The sequence below is a fragment of the Ruegeria sp. BC8 genome, assembly GCF_056535705.1.
The window spans coordinates 2,887,228-2,905,005 of record NZ_JBQFIV010000001.1 but is presented as its reverse complement, the minus strand read 5'-3'; the positions used below and the strand labels follow the sequence as shown (position 1 = coordinate 2,905,005).

General features: G+C 63.6%; 15 protein-coding genes. 12 read left to right on the top strand and 3 right to left on the bottom strand.

Translation table 11 applies throughout. The annotated features are described in order from the left end of the window. Positions 1 to 13: 13 nt before the first annotated feature. Genes ACR3EK_RS14675 through ACR3EK_RS14650 form a run of 6 tightly spaced genes read left to right on the top strand, consistent with a single transcriptional unit; the run spans position 14 to position 7,500 of the window. Positions 14 to 1,501 (top strand): ABC transporter substrate-binding protein, encoded by a 1,488-nt coding sequence (locus ACR3EK_RS14675; RefSeq protein WP_480633754.1) that lies wholly within the window; start codon positions 14 to 16, stop codon positions 1,499 to 1,501. 53 nt (positions 1,502 to 1,554) lie between these two features. Next, complete coding sequence (locus tag ACR3EK_RS14670) at positions 1,555 to 2,616, top strand: ligand-gated ion channel (RefSeq protein ID WP_480633753.1); 1,062 nt, start codon at positions 1,555 to 1,557, stop codon at positions 2,614 to 2,616. Between the two features lie 49 nt (positions 2,617 to 2,665). Then, a complete protein-coding gene (locus ACR3EK_RS14665) occupies positions 2,666 to 3,613 on the top strand; it encodes an ABC transporter permease (protein WP_480633752.1) in 948 nt (315 codons plus the stop codon). After that, positions 3,610 to 4,425: an ABC transporter permease gene (locus ACR3EK_RS14660; protein ID WP_480633751.1), complete on the top strand. Its 816-nt coding sequence runs from the start codon at positions 3,610 to 3,612 to the stop codon at positions 4,423 to 4,425. Before ACR3EK_RS14665 ends, ACR3EK_RS14660 begins: the two co-directional genes overlap by 4 nt. Next, entirely contained in the window at positions 4,422 to 6,020 is a 1,599-nt protein-coding gene (locus ACR3EK_RS14655; RefSeq protein ID WP_480633750.1) for an ABC transporter ATP-binding protein, read from the top strand. The genes ACR3EK_RS14660 and ACR3EK_RS14655 overlap by 4 nt, the downstream gene beginning before the upstream one ends. A gap of 34 nt (positions 6,021 to 6,054) precedes the next feature. Further along, positions 6,055 to 7,500 (top strand): aldehyde dehydrogenase family protein, encoded by a 1,446-nt coding sequence (locus ACR3EK_RS14650; protein WP_480633749.1) that lies wholly within the window; start codon positions 6,055 to 6,057, stop codon positions 7,498 to 7,500. Between the two features lie 6 nt (positions 7,501 to 7,506). Here ACR3EK_RS14650 and pncB read toward each other — a convergent pair whose 3' ends face one another. Beyond that, entirely contained in the window at positions 7,507 to 8,799 is a 1,293-nt protein-coding gene (gene pncB, locus ACR3EK_RS14645; RefSeq protein ID WP_480633748.1) for a nicotinate phosphoribosyltransferase, read from the bottom strand. Positions 8,800 to 8,965: 166 nt separating this feature from the next. Between pncB and ACR3EK_RS14640 the strand changes: the two genes are divergently transcribed. Then, on the top strand, positions 8,966 to 9,499 hold the full coding sequence (locus ACR3EK_RS14640) for a hypothetical protein (protein WP_480633747.1): 534 nt from the start codon (positions 8,966 to 8,968) through the stop codon (positions 9,497 to 9,499). Positions 9,500 to 9,503: 4 nt separating this feature from the next. Here the strand turns inward: ACR3EK_RS14640 and pncA are convergent, their stop codons facing one another. Further along, positions 9,504 to 10,097 carry a bifunctional nicotinamidase/pyrazinamidase gene (gene pncA / locus ACR3EK_RS14635; protein ID WP_480633746.1) on the bottom strand — a complete coding sequence of 198 codons (594 nt, stop codon included), beginning with the start codon at positions 10,095 to 10,097 and terminating at the stop codon, positions 9,504 to 9,506. Between the two features lie 96 nt (positions 10,098 to 10,193). Between pncA and trhO the strand changes: the two genes are divergently transcribed. Next, positions 10,194 to 11,099: an oxygen-dependent tRNA uridine(34) hydroxylase TrhO gene (gene trhO / locus ACR3EK_RS14630; RefSeq protein ID WP_480633745.1), complete on the top strand. Its 906-nt coding sequence runs from the start codon at positions 10,194 to 10,196 to the stop codon at positions 11,097 to 11,099. Between the two features lie 80 nt (positions 11,100 to 11,179). Beyond that, positions 11,180 to 11,698, top strand: coding sequence for a potassium channel family protein (locus ACR3EK_RS14625; protein WP_170582431.1), 519 nt, complete (start codon positions 11,180 to 11,182; stop codon positions 11,696 to 11,698). 19 nt (positions 11,699 to 11,717) lie between these two features. On the opposite strand, the gene ACR3EK_RS14620 is transcribed toward ACR3EK_RS14625, so the two are convergent. Further along, on the bottom strand, positions 11,718 to 12,047 hold the full coding sequence (locus ACR3EK_RS14620) for a hypothetical protein (RefSeq protein WP_480633744.1): 330 nt from the start codon (positions 12,045 to 12,047) through the stop codon (positions 11,718 to 11,720). 187 nt (positions 12,048 to 12,234) lie between these two features. Between ACR3EK_RS14620 and betB the strand changes: the two genes are divergently transcribed. The 3 genes from betB to ACR3EK_RS14605 all read left to right on the top strand — a co-directional run bounded on the left by betB (position 12,235) and on the right by ACR3EK_RS14605 (position 17,630). Continuing rightward, positions 12,235 to 13,689, top strand: coding sequence for a betaine-aldehyde dehydrogenase (gene betB / locus ACR3EK_RS14615; protein WP_480633743.1), 1,455 nt, complete (start codon positions 12,235 to 12,237; stop codon positions 13,687 to 13,689). A gap of 141 nt (positions 13,690 to 13,830) precedes the next feature. Beyond that, a complete protein-coding gene (locus ACR3EK_RS14610; protein ID WP_480633742.1) occupies positions 13,831 to 16,275 on the top strand; it encodes a GcvT family protein in 2,445 nt (814 codons plus the stop codon). Next, positions 16,272 to 17,630, top strand: coding sequence for an MmgE/PrpD family protein (locus ACR3EK_RS14605; protein ID WP_480633741.1), 1,359 nt, complete (start codon positions 16,272 to 16,274; stop codon positions 17,628 to 17,630). The genes ACR3EK_RS14610 and ACR3EK_RS14605 overlap by 4 nt, the downstream gene beginning before the upstream one ends. Positions 17,631 to 17,778: the final 148 nt, after the last annotated feature.

Genomic DNA, 17,778 nt, shown 5'->3' with positions numbered 1-17,778 from the left:
GGAGGGAATTTACATGACCAAGCCGTTCTTTCGCACCTTTGCCGGCGCCATGGCGCTGGGCGTGGGGCTTCTCGCCTCGCAGGCCATGGCCCGGTCGGACATCACAATCGCCATGCAGCTGGAGCCGCCGCATCTGGACCCGACCAGCGCCGCCGCACAAGCCATCGATTCGGTCGTCTACACCAACGTGTTCGAAGGGCTGACCCGGTTCATGGGCGATGGCTCGGTCGTGCCGGGGCTGGCCGAAAGCTGGGAGATTTCCGAGGACGGAAAGGTCTATACCTTCACGCTGCACGATGGCGTCACCTTTCACGATGGCACCACGATGGATGCCGAGGACGTGAAGTTCAGCCTCGACCGCGCCACCGCCGAGGACAGCGCCAATGCGCAGAAGGCCCTGTTCGCCGGGATCGAAAGCGTTGAGGTCGTGGACCCGCTGACCGTCAGAATCACTCTGGCGGAACCCAACGGCAATTTTCTGTTCAACCTGGCCTGGGGCGACGCGGTGATCGTGGCGCCCGAAAGCATCGAGGGCATCAAGACCAACCCGGTGGGCACCGGTGCCTACAAGTTCGCCGAATGGGTCCAGGGCGACCGCATCACGTTAGAGCGAAACCCCGATTACTGGGGTGACCAACCCGCGCTGGAGAAGGCCACGTTCAAGTTCATCTCGGACCCCACCGCCGCCTTTGCCGCGATGATGGCCGAGGACGTGGACGTGTTCGACAATTTTCCCGCCCCCGAGAACCTGCCGCAGTTCGAGGCTGATCCTAGGTTCCAGGTGCTTGTCGGCTCGACCGAGGGCGAGACCATTCTGGCGACCAACAACAAGAAGCCGCCCTTTGACGACGTGCAGGTGCGGCAGGCGCTGGCCCATGCGATCGACCGTCAAGCGATCATCGACGGCGCGATGTTCGGCTATGGCACGCCGATCGGCACGCATTTCGCACCGCACAACCCGGCCTATGTCGATCTGACCGGCAATTCGGCGCATGACCCGGACAAGGCCCGCGCCCTGCTGGCCGAGGCCGGGTTCGCAGACGGGTTCGAAACTACGCTGCACCTGCCGCCGCCCTCCTACGCCCGCCGCGGGGGCGAGATCGTGGCCGCGCAGCTGGCCGAGGTCGGGATCAAGGCCGAGATCATCAACGTGGAATGGGCGCAGTGGCTGGAAACCGTGTTCAAGGGCAAGGATTTCGCCCTGACCATCGTCAGCCATACCGAGCCGATGGACATCGGCATCTATGCCCGGCCGGATTACTACTTCCAATATGACAACCCGGACTTCCAGGCCCTGATGGCGACGCTGAACGCGACCACCGATCCCGATGAACGCACCCGCCTGCTGGGCGAGGCGCAGCGCATGATCGCCGAGGATTACGTCAACGCCTATCTGTTCCAGCTGGCCAAGCTGGGCGTGGCCAAGGCCGGGGTTCAGGGACTGTGGGAAAACGCGCCCACGGCGGCCATCGACCTGACCGCGATCAGCTGGGTGGAATAAGCCTTGCGGGTCCGCCCGGCGGACCCGTTTCTCCATATTAGGGTCTGTTTCAGATGACACGTTGCCTGGTTTCGGTGTTTTTCTTCATGGTCGCCCTGGCCCTGACGGGGCCTTTGGATGCACAAGGGTTGTTTCAGGATGGCCACAGCGCGCTGTTGGGCACCCCGGAAAACCCGGTCGAGGTCGGCGTCGGCATCAAGATCGATCAGATCACCTCGGTCGATCAGAAGGCCGAGAATTATGGCGCCGTGGTCGTGCTGCGGTTTGAATGGAGCGATCCGGCCCTGGCGTTCGATCCGGATGAACTAGGTCGCGATTTCCGCGTGTTCGATCCGCCGGCCTTCGTGCGCCATGCAGCCACGCGGGATGCCGTGGTTCCGGCCTTTGTCATCCACAACCAGCAATCCAATCGCTGGGTGCACGAATCCGCGGCCGCCCTGCGCCATGATGGGCATGTGACCTTTGTCGAGAAATCCTCGCTGACGCTGCAGGCGCCGCATTTCAACTTCCTCAGGTTCCCCTTCGACACGCAGGAGTTCCACTTCGAGGTCGTTTCGGTCTTTCCGTCCGACTTCGTGCACTACTACGCGCTGGACCAGTTCTCGAGGCTGGGCGACACGCTGGGCGAAGAGGAGTGGATTTTGGGCAACGCCCGTATGCTGGCCTCGACCACGACGGGCCTGTCGGGCAATGAAAGCGATCAGGTGTCGCTGGTCTTCGAGGGCAAGCGCCACCTGACCTACTATGTCATCCGGGTGTTCCTGCCCATGCTGGTGCTGGTTCTGGTCGGCTGGGCGCTGTTCTTTCTGGACGAATACCGCAAGCGGATCGACATCGCCGGGGCCAACCTGCTGGTCTTTGTCGCCTTCAACTGGGCGATCTCGGCCGATCTGCCCAAGTTGGGCTATCTGACCTTTCTGGATTTCATCCTGCAATGCATGTTCCTGATGACCGGGGCGCTGGTGGTGTTCAACGTTATGCTGCGGCGGCTCAAGGTCTCGGGGCGCGAGGACACGGCGCGCAAGCTGGACAACTACGCGATCAAGTGGATCTATCCGCTGGGCTATGCCGCGATCGTGGGCTATGCGGTCTGGGCGTTTCTGATGCAGTCCTGACGCGCTGTGCCGCTGGACCGGCGGCCAATCCCGGCCTAACGTGGCGGCAATGCTCCGATATGCGCTCAAACGTCTGATTTCGCTGGCACTCAGCCTGGCTATCGCTTCGGTGGTCATCTTCGCGGTGATCGAGGTGGCGCCGGGGGATCCGGCCTCGTTCATGCTGGGGGTGAACGCCCAGCCCGAAACGCTGGCCGCCCTGCGCGCCGAGCTGGGCTTGGACGTGTCACGGCCGCAGCGCTACCTGAACTGGGTCAGCGGCATGCTGGCCGGAGATTTCGGCACCTCGTATACCTATCGCACGCCTGTGGCGCAGATGGTGGCCGACCGGCTGTGGGTGTCGCTGCCGCTGGCGCTCTATGCGCTGACACTGTCGACGCTGATCGCCTTTCCGGTCGGCATCTATGCGGCCGCGCGCCGGGGGAAACCGGGCGATCTGGCGGTGATGGGGGCCACGCAGTTGGGCATCGCGGTGCCGAACTTCTGGTTCGCGATGATGCTGGTGCTGATCTTCGCGATCAATCTACGCTGGTTCAACGCGGGCGGGTTCGCGGGGTGGGACAACGGCCTGTGGGCCGGGCTGCACTCGCTGACGCTGCCGGCCATCGCGCTGGCCCTGCCGCAGGCGGCGATTCTGTCGCGGGTCATGCGCTCGGCGCTGCTGGACATTCTGGGTGAGGATTTCATGCGCACCGCCCGCGCCAAGGGGCTGTCGCGCCGCCAGGCGCTGTGGCGGCACGGGGTGCGCAATGCGTTTATCCCAGTGCTGACGATCATCGGGCTGCAGTTCTCGTTTCTGCTGGCCGGGTCGATCATCATCGAGCAGGTCTTCTACCTGCCCGGGCTGGGGCGGCTGGTGTTCCAGGCGATCTCGGCGCGGGACCTGATCGTTGTGGAGTCGGTGGTGATGCTGCTGGTCTTTGCGGTCACCACGGTGAACTTCCTGGTCGATCTGGCCTATGCCGCGGTCGATCCCCGGTTGCGGAGCCGCACATGAGCCGCGCGCTGATTCTGGGGGCGGGGCTGACCTCGGTGGTGGTGCTGATGGCGCTGCTGTCCTTCGTCTGGACACCCTATGACCACGCCGCGCTGAACATCCCCGAGAAGCTGCAGCCGCCCAACGCACAGCACTGGTTCGGTACCGATCATTTCGGGCGCGACATGTTCTCGATGATCATGGTGGGTGCGCGCACCTCGATCGCGGTGGCGCTGGTGGCGGTGGGCATTGGCATGGGGTTCGGCGTGCCATTGGGCCTGACGGCCGCGGCGCGCAAGGGGTCTTGGCTGGACGAGCTGATCATGCGCGGCAACGATCTGGTCTTTGCCTTTCCCTCGCTGGTGATTGCCATCCTAATCACCGCCGTCTTCGGCCCCGGTGCGGTGAACGCGATCATCGCCATCGGCATCTTCAACATCCCCGTCTTCGCCCGCATTACCCGCGGCGCGGCGCTGTCCCTGTGGGAGCGCGAGTTCATCCTGGCGGCCCGCGTCGCGGGCAAGGGCGCGGCGCGCATCTCGGCCGAGCACATCCTGCCCAACGTCGCCAACCTGTTGATCGTGCAGGGCACCATCCAGTTCTCTCTGGGTATTCTGGCCGAGGCGGGTCTGTCCTATGTCGGTCTGGGCGCGCAGCCTCCCACGCCCAGCTGGGGCCGCATGCTGGCCGATGCGCAGACAATGGTCAGTATTGCCCCGCATCTGGCTCTGATTCCGGGGCTGGCGATCATCGTGACGGTGCTGGGGCTGAACCTGCTGGGCGACGGGCTGCGCGATTGGCTTGACCCTCGCATCCGGGTGGCCCGCGCATGAGCCTGCTGGAAATCCATAACCTGTCGCTGTCGATCCACGGGGTCCCTGTTCTGGACCAGGTCAGCCTGTCCATCGACCCCGGGCAGATCGTGGCCGTCACCGGTGAGAGCGGCTCGGGCAAGTCGATGTCGGCACTGGCGGTGATGCAGTTGCTGCCCGCAGGGGCCGTGGCCAGCGGCTCGGTCCGCCTTGACGGGCACGAGGTTCTGAACAGCCCCGAGGACGAGATGTGCCGCCTGCGCGGCGCGGCCGTCGGGATGGTGTTTCAGGAGCCGATGACGGCGCTCAATCCGGTGAAGACTATCGGTGATCAGGTGATGGAGACCATCCTGATCCACAAGGCCATGCCCCCCGACGCCGCTCGTGCGCGCGCCCAAGAGGTTCTGACCCGCGTCGGCCTGCCGCCCGACCGCTTTCCCCTGTCGCGCTATCCGCACGAACTGTCGGGCGGGCAGCGGCAGCGGGTGGTGATCGCCATGGCCATCGCCCTGCGTCCCCGGCTGCTGATCGCGGACGAGCCGACAACTGCGCTGGACGTGACCACGCAGGCGCAAATCCTCGATCTGCTGCGAGGGCTGGTCACGGAATACGGCATGGGCCTGCTGATGATCACCCACGATCTGGCGGTGGTGGCCGACATGGCCGACCGGATCGTGGTGATGCAGAAGGGTCGGGTGGTCGAAACCGGGGCCACCGACCACCTGCTGCGCCACATGCAGCATCCCTATACGCGGATGCTGTTTCAGGCCTCGGGCCACCGCGTCGCATTGCCTGCGCCGCCCGCGCCCGCGCCGCTGCTCGAGGTCCGCAACGTGGTGCGGGACTATCGCCTGCCGCGCACGCGGCTGTTCGAAAAGCCGGGTCATCACCGGGCCGTGGATCACGTCAGTTTCACGCTGAACCGGGGCGAACGCCTTGGACTTGTGGGCGAGTCCGGCTGCGGAAAATCGACCCTAACACGGGCTATTTTGGGGCTTGAGGAGGTTCAGGGCGGGCAGATCCTGCTGGACGGCCAGCCAGTGTTCACCGGGCACAAACCCAATCTGGCCGTGCGCCGCAAGATGCAGGTGGTGTTCCAGGACCCGTTCGGCAGCTTCAACCCCCGCCACCGTGTCGCCCGCCTGATCACCGAGCCTTTTCACCTGCTGGAAGCGCCGCCCACCGGGTCCGAGCGGCAGGATCGCATCGCCGAGATGCTGATTGCCGTGGGACTCTCGACGGACGATGCGGGGAAATACATCCACGAATTTTCGGGCGGGCAGCGCCAACGCATCGCCATCGCCCGCGCCCTGATCATCCGGCCCGAGCTGATCCTGTTCGACGAGGCCGTCTCGGCACTCGATGTGTCCGTGCGGGCGCAGATTCTCGACCTGCTGGCCGAGCTGTGCGCGGCCTATGACCTGACCTACCTGTTCATCAGCCATGACCTGAGCGTGGTGCGCACGATCACCGACCGGGTGATGGTGATGCAGTCGGGAAAGATCGTCGAGCAGGGCGAGACCGAGCGCGTGTTCTCGGACCCGCAGCACCCCTATACGCAAGCCTTGATCCAAGCCGTGCCGAAATTGCCCGAGATCGGGCAGGGCGCAGCATGAAAGCCCTTTGTCAGAGCCTGTTTTGGAGGCAGATATGCTAAATCCCATCTGGTTTGATCCCACCCTGTGCCTGATCGGCGGCGATTGGATCGCGACCAAAGACACGCTTGATCTGACCAACCCGTCCGACGGCACGCCGCTGTGCCGGATTGCGCGCGGTGAGGCGCCGCAGATCGATGCCGCCGTGCGGGCCGCGCAGGCGGCGCTGGACGGTGACTGGGGCCGGATGACCGCGCTGGAGCGGGGCCGCATCCTGACCCGGCTGGGGCAGTTGGTGCAGGACAGGGCCGAAGAGCTTGCTTTGCTCGAAGCGTTGGACGTTGGCAAACCCCTCAGCCAGGCCCGCGCCGATGCGCTGGCGCTGGCGCGGTATTGCGAGTTCTACGGCGGTGCGGCGGACAAGGTGACGGGCGCGACCATCCCCTATCTTGACGGCTACACGGTCTACACCCTGCGCGAGCCGCATGGCGTGACCGGCCATATCGTGCCGTGGAACTATCCGATGCAGATCATCGGCCGCTCGGTCGGGGCGGCGCTGGCCATGGGCAATGCCTGCGTTCTGAAACCGGCGGAAGAGGCCTGTCTGACCGCGTTGGCCTTCGCCCATCTGGTAACCGAGGCGGGCCTGCCGCCGGGGGCGCTGAACGTGGTGCCCGGAATCGGGGCCGAGGCGGGCGCGGCCCTGTCGGCGCATCCGGGTGTGCACCACATCTCGTTCACCGGATCCGTGGCGACGGGCGCGCTGGTGCAGCAGGCGGCCGGGGCCAACGTGGTGCCGGTGACGCTGGAACTGGGCGGGAAATCTCCGCAATTGGTGTTCGATGATGCCGATTTGCAGGCCGCGCTGCCGTTTCTGGTGAATGCGGGCATCCAGAACGCGGGTCAGACCTGCTCGGCCGGGTCGCGCGTTCTGGTGCAGCGCGGGGTCTATGCCGAGGTCAAAGCGCGCATGGCTGCCGCCTATGCCGACCTGACCGTCGGCCCCGCGACCGAGGATCTGCGGGTCGGGCCGCTGATTTCGGACCGGCAGAAACAGATCGTGACCGGGTTTCTGGCGCAGGGGGCCGATCTTGAGATCGCAGCACAAGGCCGGATCGTGGATCACGCGCCGCCGGGCGGGGCCTATGTGCGCCCGACGCTGTTTGGGGACGTGCCGCCCGATCATCCGCTGGCGCAGCAGGAAATCTTTGGCCCGGTGCAGGTTCTGATCCCCTTCGGCACCGAGGAACAGGCCATACAAATCGCCAACGGCACAGAGTACGGGCTGGTGGCCGGGGTCTGGACGCGGGACGGCGCGCGGCAGATGCGGCTGGCCAAACGTCTGCGCGCGGGGCAGGTGTTCATCAACAATTACGGCGCGGGCGGCGGGGTCGAGCTGCCGTTCGGCGGGGTCGGAAAGTCGGGCCATGGCCGCGAAAAGGGGTTCGAGGCGCTGTACGGTTTTTCCCAGTTGAAAACCGTGGCCGCCCATCACGGCTGAGCCGGGCTAGACGATCACTTCGATCACTTCTTGTTCCCCTACGCCAAAGACGCGCTTGTAGCGCTCGATCTCGTCTTTCGGCCCCATCGCCTTTTCGGGGTTGTCCGACAGTTTCACCGTCGGGCGCCCATTGGCCGAGACCGCCTTGCACACCAGCGAGAACGGCGCCAGCGCATCCCCCGGCACCAGACCGCGGAAATCGTTGGTCAGCAACGTGCCCCACCCGAACGAGACCTTCACCCGGCCCGCGAATTGGCCATGCAATTCGCGGATCTTGTCCACGTCGAGCCCGTCCGAGAATATGATCCGCTTCTGGCTGGGATCCTCGCCGCGCGATTTCCACCAGTCGATGGCGATCTCGGCGCCCTTGGCCGGATCGCCGCTGTCGATGCGGATGCCGGTCCAGCCGGCCAGCCAGTCGGGCGCGCGGTCAAGAAACCCCTTGGTGCCATAGGTGTCGGGCAGGATGATCCGCAGGTTGCCGTCATGTTCGTCATGCCAGTCGCTCAGCACGTCATAGGGCGCGCGGGCCAGTTCCTCGTCGGTTTCGGCCAGCGCCGAATAGACCATCGGCAGTTCATGCGCATTGGTGCCGATCGCCTCGACCTCGCGCCGCATGGCGATCAGGCAGTTCGACGTTCCCGTGAAGGCCGGGCCCAGCCCTTCGATCATCGCCTGCACGCACCAGTCCTGCCACAGGAAGGAATGCCGCCGTCGGGTGCCGAAATCTGCGATCCCCAAACCGGGAATGCCGCGCAGCGTTTCGATCTTTTCCCAGACACGGGTCATGGCGCGGGCATAGAGAACCTGCAACTCGAACCGGCGCATGTCGTTCAAAACCGCGCGAGAGCGCAGTTCCATCAGCACCGCCAGCGCCGGAATCTCCCACAGCATGACCTCGTGCCATTTGCCTTCGAATGTCAGCTCGTACTGATCGCCGCGGCGTTCGAGGTGATAGGGCGGCAGGCGCAGATTCTCGAACCATTCCATGAAATCGGGGCGGAACATCTGGCGTTTGCCGTAGAAGGTGTTGCCCCGCAGCCAGGTGCTTTCACCCCGGCTGAGGCTGAGCGAACGGATGTGGTCCAGCTGTTCGCGCAGCTCGCCCTCGTCGATCAGCTTGGCCAGCGGGACGTGATTCGAGCGGTTTATCAAGGAAAACTCGACCGTTGTTTGAGGTCGGTTTCGAAACACTGACTGGCACATCAGCAGTTTGTAGAAGTCTGTGTCGATCAAAGACCGGACAATCGGGTCGATCTTCCATTTGTGATTGTAGACACGGGTCGCGATGTCGACCATGGGGAACTCCTGCCATTTCCGTTGTTAGATCAATCAGGGCGGTGAATGGCAAGAGTCGCGGATTTGGTAACAATGCCAAGGACAGGCCATAATGCGGGCATAATGTCTGTTCTTTTAGCGGTCTAGTTAGATGGTGGGATGGTACGAGAAGGTAGTAGTTGGTTGAATGGTTCTGGCTTACGACTTTGATATTGTAAAGATTGCGAAGGATGGGGGTGATTGCGGTTCGGCGACTGCGGCAGACTCGAAAACCGCAACCGTCTACGCGCGGTTTCGCGACGTAAAGACGGCCGATGCTCTTAGGGGGGCGTCACCGCAGCTGCGCCAGATGTTCGTGGATGCCGGGTTCATTCTGGACAGCCACGGCAACGGTGAACCACGTGGTTTCTATCCGCCCGAAGACGCCGAGGCCCGCGAAAAAGTCTTGCGTCGGCTGTTTGCAAATATTCGGGCAACGGGATTGCGCGGCCAGTATTGCGGTGAATTCTATCTGCACGGCTTTCTGCGCCATGTTCGAAGCGCGCAACCCAGTGTCGATATCAAACGCCGCGATCCGGTGCGCCGCCCGCAACCGGCCACTTCTGAGCCTCCAAAACCTGACCGAAGAACCGTGCCGGGGCGCATTGGCTTCGCCCTTGGCCTTGCGGTTATCGTGTTCGTACTGCTGAAGTATCTGGCTGCGGCCGGAGCGACGCCTTGAACCGCTAGGCCAGCGTAACACCCGCGTCGCGCATGGCCTGTTCCGCCGCTGCGAGCGATCCATCCAGATCGATTGCGCGGCAAGCGTCGGTTCTGACGGCCACGTCAAAGCCCAGCCGGGCCGCATCCACTGCCGAATAATGTACGCAGAAATCGGTCGCCAGGCCTACCAACGTCAGCCGGTCGATCCCGCGCGTGCGCAGATAACCTTCCAGCCCGGTGGGCGTGGTCCGGTCGTTTTCGAAGAAGGCCGAATAGCTGTCAATCGCGCTGCGGAAGCCCTTGCGCAGGATCAGGTCGGCATCGGTGCGCAAGTCGGGGTGGAATTCGGCGCCGGGCGTACCCTGAACGCAATGGTCGGGCCACAGGACCTGCGGGCCATAGGGCATCTCGACCAGATCATAAGGCGCTTTGCCCGGATGGGATGACGCGAACGAGGAATGACCCGCCGGGTGCCAGTCCTGCGTCAGGATCACCGCATCGAAATCGGGCATCATGGCATTGATCGGGGCGACGATTTCATCCCCGTTGGGAACTGCAAGCGCGCCGCCGGGGCAGAAGTCGTTCTGGACATCGATCACGATCAGGGCATGGGTCATGGCGGCCTCCTTTGCGTGTCCTATCGGTAGGCGGGCGGGCGGGGGTCGTCAATGCGGTCTCTTGCGTTGCGGGGGGCCGCGCATTAGATCGCGGCCATGTACACGATCGCCGCACTGTATCACTTTACCCGTTTTGCCGACCCGGACGCCCTGCGCGCGCCGCTGCTGGAGCTGTGCCGCGCGCAGTCGGTCAAGGGCACGCTGCTGCTGGCGCATGAGGGCATCAACGGCACCATCGCCGGCCCACGCGCCGGGATCGACGCGGCTCTGGCGCATATCCGGGCGCTGCCGGGCTGCGCCGATCTGGAATGGAAAGAGGCCACCGCCAGCCAGCCGCCTTTTGGAAAGATGAAGGTGCGCCTGAAGAAAGAGATCGTGACCATGGGCCAGCCGGATGTCGATCCGCGCGCCCGCACCGGCCACTATGTCGAGCCTCAGGACTGGAACGATCTGATCCGTTCGGATGATGTGGTGGTGATCGATACGCGCAATGATTATGAGGTGTCGATCGGTACGTTCGACGGCGCAATCGACCCTAAAACGGCCAGTTTCCGTGATTTTCCTACCTGGTGGGAGCATAACAAGGACCGGTTCCACAACAAGCGCGTCGCCATGTTCTGCACAGGCGGCATCCGTTGCGAAAAATCCACCAACTATCTGCTGGGGCAGGGGGTCGAGGATGTCTATCACCTGAAAGGCGGCATCCTGCGCTATCTCGAGGAAGTCCCGCCCGAAGACAGCACATGGAAGGGTGAGTGCTTCGTGTTCGACAATCGCGTTTCCGTAGGGCACGGGTTGGCCGAGGGACCGCACCAGCTGTGTCATGGCTGCCGCCGCCCGATCCTGCCCCAGGACATGGAGCGCCCCGAATACGAGCATGGCGTGTCCTGCCACCAGTGCATCCACGAGACGTCCGAAGCCGACAAGGCCCGGTTTCGCGAACGGCAGAAACAGATCACGCTGGCACGGGCACGGGGCGAAGAGCATATCGGCGGCCAATAGCTTCGAATCCCGCAAAAAAGCTTGCGATGATGCGCCCGGCGTTAAAAAATGGTCGGTACCCGTGCTTGGGGAGGGGGGCGATGGCGCATGATCCAACCACATTGCAGGATTGGAAGCCTACGCTGATCGCAGCGATGGGCCTTGTCATACTCAGTGGTCTGGCTTGGTACATCCTTTCACACCTGACCGAATCCGCCGCCGGCGACACGATCGGAGCCGCGGCCACCATCGGGCTGGCGATTTGGCTTTTCTCGCAAACCTGGTACTACATGGCGCTTGTGCGCTCGCCCAAGCGGCAGTTGCTGCTGATGGGGATTTCCTTCATCCAGGTCGTGCCGTTTCTGTTCGCTGCAGTCTACGGGTCATACGGGTACTACGATCTGTGCGTTGAAGGCGCCCGCGGTCCGGCGGATGTCCTGTATTTCTCGTATGTTACCTTCACGACGGTTGGTTTTGGTGACTTGCGGCCAGTTGGCGTGTGCCGCGCCCTTGCCGTGGCTGAGGCGATTACCGGCTATATTCTACTGGGCCTATTCGTGGCAGCGGCCGTAGGGCTGTATGGTCGGTCGCATCGCCATCGCCATGACAAAGACGCCTGAGCCCGCCGGCCACATTTCTTCACTTGTTCCGATCAATCCATTGCGACATCGCACGTTTGTCGCGGAAGCACTCGCTGGGGATCGGGCGGCGTTTGGTGCGCGAGATCCGCTCGGCAAAGACCACCTGTTTGCCCGTCGGGTAGTCGGCAAAGGGGGAGGGATCGTGCGGCTTGTGCGCCGAGATCCAATCGGACATCGATCGCCGGTCGCGCTGCGCCTCGACCGGGATCTCCAACGCGGACTGCTGGGCGATCGCGCGCGCATAGCGCATCTGACGGTCCGTGACGGGCAGAATGTGGTAGTCGTTGGTCGGCCCCATCGGGGTGGTTTTGCGCAATGACTGTTCCATCGGGTGATCCTCCGATCATGTAGAACAGAAATGGAACATTAACCATTTTTTTCAAGGGGGGCCCTTTTTTTGTTGGCAAGAATTCGCCTAAAGCAGTGCTTTATTGACTGATCAATCAATAATCATTACCTGCGGATGAAACCGACCGGCACCGGTTCCCCGGGGCCCGAGTAAAAAAGGATCCGCGATGAAAGTTCAGCCCAAGGCCAGCCACTTTATTGATGGCGAATATGTCGAAGACACCGCAGGCACCCCGATCGACGTGATCTATCCAGCTTCGGGCGAGGTCATCGCTCGTCTGCATTCGGCGACGCCGCAGATCATCGAACAGGCTCTAACAAGCGCCAAACGCGCGCAAAAGGCCTGGGCAGCCATGACCGGAACCGAGCGCGGCCGCGTCCTGCGCCGCGCCGCCGACATCATGCGCGAGCGCAACCGCGAGCTGTCGATCCTCGAAACCCATGACACCGGCAAGCCGTTGCAGGAAACGTTGGTGGCCGATGCGACCTCGGGCGCGGATGCGTTGGAATATTTCGGCGGGCTGGCCGGGTCCCTGACCGGCGAGCATATCCCGCTGGGCGGCGGCGATTTCGTCTATACCATCCGAGAGGCGCTGGGCGTCTGCGTCGGCATCGGCGCGTGGAACTACCCGACCCAGATCGCCTGCTGGAAGGGCGCCCCGGCGCTGGCCTGCGGCAATGCTATGGTGTTCAAACCCTCGGAAACCACGCCCCTGTCGGCGCTGAAAGTGGCCGAGATCCTGATCGAGGCCGGCGCGCCCAAGGGCATCTACAACGTGGTTCAGGGCTATGGCGATGTGGGCGCCGCGCTGGTCACCGACCCGCGCGTGGCCAAGGTGTCGCTGACCGGATCGGTGCCCACCGGCCGCAAGGTCTATTCCGCCGCGGCCGAGGGCATGAAACATGTGACGATGGAGCTGGGTGGCAAGTCCCCGATGATCGTGTTCGATGACGCCGACATCGAAAACGCCGTCTCGGGCGCGATCCTGGGCAATTTCTACTCATCCGGTCAGGTCTGTTCCAACGGCACGCGGGTCTTCGTGCAGAACGGCATCAAAGAGGCGTTCCTGGCCCGCCTGACCGAACGCCTTGCCAAGGTGAAGATCGGCGACCCGATGGATGAGGCCGTGAACTTCGGCCCGATGGTCAGCGAAAACCAGATGAATATCGTTCTGGGCTATATCGAGAAGGGCAAGGCCGAGGGCGCGCGGCTGGTCCATGGCGGCACGCGGCTGGATCGCCCGGGCTTCTACCTTGAACCCACGGTCTTTGCCGACGTGACCGACGACATGACCATCGCCCGCGAGGAGATCTTCGGCCCCGTCATGTCGGTGCTGGATTTCGAAACCGAAGACGAGGTGATGGCCCGTGCCAACGCCACCGAGTTCGGCCTGGCCGCCGGCGTGTTCACCAACGACCTGACCCGCGCCCATCGCGTGGTGGCCGGGTTCGAGGCAGGCACCTGCTACATCAACACCTACAACCTGGCCCCGGTCGAGGCCCCGTTCGGCGGGTCGAAAATGTCAGGCGTCGGGCGCGAGAATTCGAAGCTGGCGATCAACCACTATTCGGAAATGAAAACCGTCTATGTCTCGATGAACGACGTCGAGGCACCCTACTAGACGTTCCCAAACCGGGAATCCGGTCCAACTTGCCCTGTTCCCGACATTTGGGGTCGGGAACAGAGCATACGGTGTCCGCACACTGTGGCTGACTTCTGAGGCAGAGGGGTGACGCGCCCCCGCCAGTCAGGAGAAAGCCCAATGAGAACCCATGCACAGGCCGTCGTGATCGGGGGGGGCCTTGTCGGTTGTTCGATCCTTTACCACCTTGCCAAGCTGGGCTGGACCGACGTGATCCTGCTGGAGCGGGACGAACTGACCAGCGGTTCAACGTGGCACGCGGCGGCCAACATCCACGGGCTGCACGACAACAACAACGTCACCCGCATCCAGCACTACACGATGAACCTGTACAAGCAGCTGGAGCAGGAAACCGGGCAGGGCTGCGGCGTGTTCCAGCCGGGATCGCTGTATCTCGCCCAGACCGAGGCGCGCGAGCACCAGCTGCGCCTGCAAGAGGCCAAGGCGCGGTTCTACGGCCTGAATTTCCATGAGATCAGCCGCGAACAGGCGATGGAGCTGCACCCGCTGGCGCAGTTCGATGACATCCGCTGCATCATGTATGAACCCGACGGCGGCAACGTGGACCCCTCGGGCGTGACCCACGCCTATGCGGCCGGCGCGCGCGCGCTGGGGGCCGAGATTCAGCGGTTTTGCCCCGTAATAGGGACTGAACAGAAGCCTGACGGCTCGTGGATCGTGCGCACGGAAAAGGGCGACATCCACACGCAATGGGTGGTCAACGCCGCCGGGTTGTGGGGACGCGAGGTGGCCGCGCTGGCGGGGCTGGAATTGCCGCTGCAACCGACCGAGCACCAGTATTTCGTGACCGAAGCGATTGAAGAGGTCGCCGCCCTTGGCCGTCGCCTGCCCTCGATCGCCGACCGCGATGGCGAGTATTATTTCCGGCAGGAAGGCAACGGGTTGCTGATTGGCGCCTACGAGAAAGACATGCGGTTCTGGGCCGAGGACGGCACGCCGCTGGATTTCGCCCATGACCTGTTTCCCGACGATCTGGACCGGATCATGGAAAACGTGATCCGCGCGACCGAACGTGTGCCGGTGGCCGCGACCGCAGGCGTGAAACGGGTGATCAACGGCCCGATGATCTGGTCGCCGGATTCCAACGCCATCTGGGGGCCGGTGCCCGAACTGCGCAACTATTTCTGCTGCACCGGCATCATCCCCGGATTCTCGCAATCGGGCGGGCTGGGGCTGTTGGCCGCGCAATGGATGATCGAGGGCGAGCCGCAATACGACATGTTCGCCTGGGATCTGGCGCGGTTCGGCGACTGGGCCGACAAGAACTTCACCAAGGCGCGGGTCGCCGACCAATATTCCCACCGCTTCGCCATCCATTTCCCTAACGAGGAACGCAGCGCTGGTCGGCCGGCTCGCGTGCGCCCTGCCTACGAGATGCAGAAACAGATGGGCGCGGTCTTCGGCCTCAACTGCGGCTGGGAACACCCGCTGTGGTTCGCCGACCGGCCCGGAACGGTCGAGACCGCCGGCTTTACCCGCCAGAACTGGTTCGAACCGGTGGGGCACGAGGCCCGGATGCTGCGTGAAAGCGTGGGCGTGATCGACATCTCGAACTTTGCCAACTACGTCATCAAGGGGCCGGGCGCCCATGACTGGCTCGACCAGCTGGTGGCCAACCGGGTGCCGACCGAGGTTGGACGTTCATGCCTGACCCCGCTGATTTCCGTACGAGGCGGCGTGGCGGGCGATTTCACCATCACCAAGACGGCCCAAGACGACTACATGATGATCGGCTCGGGCATGGCCGAACGCTATCACCAGAGGTTCTTCAACATGGTGGACCTGCCCGAGGGCACCACCTTCGACGTTGCCACCAACCGCATCGCGGGCTTCAACATCGCCGGCCCGAAATCGCGCGAGGCCTTGCAACGGCTGACCAACGCCGACCTCTCGAACGATGCGTTCCGCTTCATGCGCTCGGCTACGATCGAGGTTGCCGGGGTCACCTGCCTTGCCATCCGCGTCAGCTTCACCGGCGATCTGGGGTGGGAGCTGCACTGCGCCGAAGAGGACCAAATCAGACTCTATACAGCGCTTCTGGACGCTGCCCGCGCCTGTGGTGGCGGGCCGGTCGGCGGCCGTGCTCTGGGCGCGTTGCGGATCGAAAAGGGTTATGGTTCATGGGGGCGCGAGTATTCGCAGGAGTACTGGCCGCACGAGGTCGGTCTGGATGGGCTGATCAAGCCAGACAAGGATTTCCTGCACAAGACGGCCTGGCTGGCGATCAAGGACAATCCCGCGCGCGAGGTGTTGTCGATCTTCGAGGTTGATGTCACCCACGATGCCGATGCCAGCGGGGGCGAGCCGATCTTCACCCCGGATGGTACGCCCGTGGGCCGCGTCACATCGGGCGCTTATGGCTATACGGTCGGCAAGTCGCTGGCCATCGGATACGCCAACCCTGAGGTCGCCCAGCCGGGTGATGAGGTGCATGTCCTCATTCTGGGCAAGCCGCACAGGGCGCGGATCCTGCATGCGCCTCCGTTCGACCCAAAGGGCCTGCGCCTGCGAGACCAAAAACCGGCGATGGAGGGCGCCAGGTGACCGAAACCTTCGCCCGCGTTGCCGAGTTTGTTCTGAACCGCCCGGCGGACCAGATGCCCGACAGCGCGCGCGAAGCGGCAGCCCTGATGCTGCTGGATACTTTGGGCATCGTGATCGCCTCGACCCCGATGGAGGCCGGCGTGATCGCCCGCGACACTGCCGCACTTCTGTACGGAACGACCGATCATGCGTTCTCGGCGCGGATGCTGTGCGACGGACGCCGGGTCAGTCTGGCGGGCGCGGCCTACGCGGCCGCCACGCAGACCGACAACCTAGACGGGCACGACGGCTACAACCCGACCAAGGGGCATATCGGCGTGGTGGTCGTGCCCGCGCTGTGCGCATTGGCCGAGCATTGCCCTGACCTGTCCGGACCCGATGCGCTGGCTGCCGTCATCACCGGCTATGAAATTGCGGGCCGCGCAGGTATCGCGCTGCACGCCACCGTCAGCGACTATCACACCTCGGGGGCGTGGAACGCACTGGGCGTGGTTGCCATGGCGGCCCGCTTGCGGGGCCATTCACCGGACCAGTTGCGCCAAGGCCTTGGTATTGCCGAATATCACGGCCCTCGCAGCCAGATGATGCGCGAGATTGCCAACCCCACCATGCTGCATGACGGTTCAGGCTGGGGCGCGCTGGTGGGCATGTCGGCGGCAATTCTGGCCGAGCGCGGCTTTACCGGCGCCCCCGCCATCACCATCGAGGAGGACCGCGCCGCACCCTATTGGCAGGACCTCGGAACGTTTTGGCAGATGGAACGTCAATATGTGAAACCCTATCCGATCTGCCGCTGGGCCCATGCCGCCATCGACGGGCTGCGCATGGTGATGAACTCGCACGGTCTGACCCATGACCAGATCGCCCGCGTCGAGATCCACAGTTTTCACGAAGCGGTTCAACTGTATTCGGGGATGCCCGAGACGACGTCGCAGGCGCAATACTCGCTGCCATTTGCCGTCTCGACTTTTGCGGTACACGGGCGGATCGGGGTCGAGCACATCAGCGGCGATGGACTATCCGATCCGATGGTCGCCGATTTCCTGAGTCGCATCACCGTATCCGAGTCGGACCGCCATAATTCCCGCTTTCCCGCCGGGCGCTGGGCCGACGTTCAGGTAACGACGCAAGACGGTCGCGTTTTCCGCTCGGGCGACATCCATGCCCGGGGCGGGCCTGAGTCTCCGATGTCGCGACAGGACGTCATCGACAAGTTTGTCGAGTTTTCTTCTCCGGAAATCGGAGGGTCTGCTGCCAAGAATCTGAGCAGGGCGGTTTTGAACCTTACCGATCCCGGCACCCGGTTTAGTGACATAGTGCAGCCTCTCTACCGGTCGGTGAAGTCGTCAGCCTGACCCGACCAGCCTTGCAGTTGCAAAGGATAGGTCGACAGCGTTTCATATCGTGCGCCGTCCGGCCGAAGTGTGGAAGAGTTCAGGTTGAACTGGGTCACCACCATGGTGGTTTGGGGAACTGGGATATGCAAAATGGCCTTGTTTAGAG

Excerpts from the sequence above, each read along its gene's own strand:
- ACR3EK_RS14670 (WP_480633753.1), top strand. The coding sequence starts at position 1,555 with ATGACACGTTGCCTGGTTTCGGTGTTTTTCTTCATGGTCGCCCTGGCC.
- pncB (WP_480633748.1), bottom strand. The coding sequence starts at position 8,799 with ATGGTCGACATCGCGACCCGTGTCTACAATCACAAATGGAAGATCGAC.
- ACR3EK_RS14650 (WP_480633749.1), top strand. The coding sequence starts at position 6,055 with ATGCTAAATCCCATCTGGTTTGATCCCACCCTGTGCCTGATCGGCGGC.
- ACR3EK_RS14660 (WP_480633751.1), top strand. The coding sequence starts at position 3,610 with ATGAGCCGCGCGCTGATTCTGGGGGCGGGGCTGACCTCGGTGGTGGTG.
- ACR3EK_RS14675 (WP_480633754.1), top strand. The coding sequence starts at position 14 with ATGACCAAGCCGTTCTTTCGCACCTTTGCCGGCGCCATGGCGCTGGGC.
- betB (WP_480633743.1), top strand. The coding sequence starts at position 12,235 with ATGAAAGTTCAGCCCAAGGCCAGCCACTTTATTGATGGCGAATATGTC.
- trhO (WP_480633745.1), top strand. The coding sequence starts at position 10,194 with ATGTACACGATCGCCGCACTGTATCACTTTACCCGTTTTGCCGACCCG.
- ACR3EK_RS14655 (WP_480633750.1), top strand. The coding sequence starts at position 4,422 with ATGAGCCTGCTGGAAATCCATAACCTGTCGCTGTCGATCCACGGGGTC.
- ACR3EK_RS14620 (WP_480633744.1), bottom strand. The coding sequence starts at position 12,047 with ATGGAACAGTCATTGCGCAAAACCACCCCGATGGGGCCGACCAACGAC.
- pncA (WP_480633746.1), bottom strand. The coding sequence starts at position 10,097 with ATGACCCATGCCCTGATCGTGATCGATGTCCAGAACGACTTCTGCCCC.
- ACR3EK_RS14625 (WP_170582431.1), top strand. The coding sequence starts at position 11,180 with ATGGCGCATGATCCAACCACATTGCAGGATTGGAAGCCTACGCTGATC.
- ACR3EK_RS14610 (WP_480633742.1), top strand. The coding sequence starts at position 13,831 with ATGAGAACCCATGCACAGGCCGTCGTGATCGGGGGGGGCCTTGTCGGT.
- ACR3EK_RS14665 (WP_480633752.1), top strand. The coding sequence starts at position 2,666 with ATGCTCCGATATGCGCTCAAACGTCTGATTTCGCTGGCACTCAGCCTG.
- ACR3EK_RS14640 (WP_480633747.1), top strand. The coding sequence starts at position 8,966 with ATGGTTCTGGCTTACGACTTTGATATTGTAAAGATTGCGAAGGATGGG.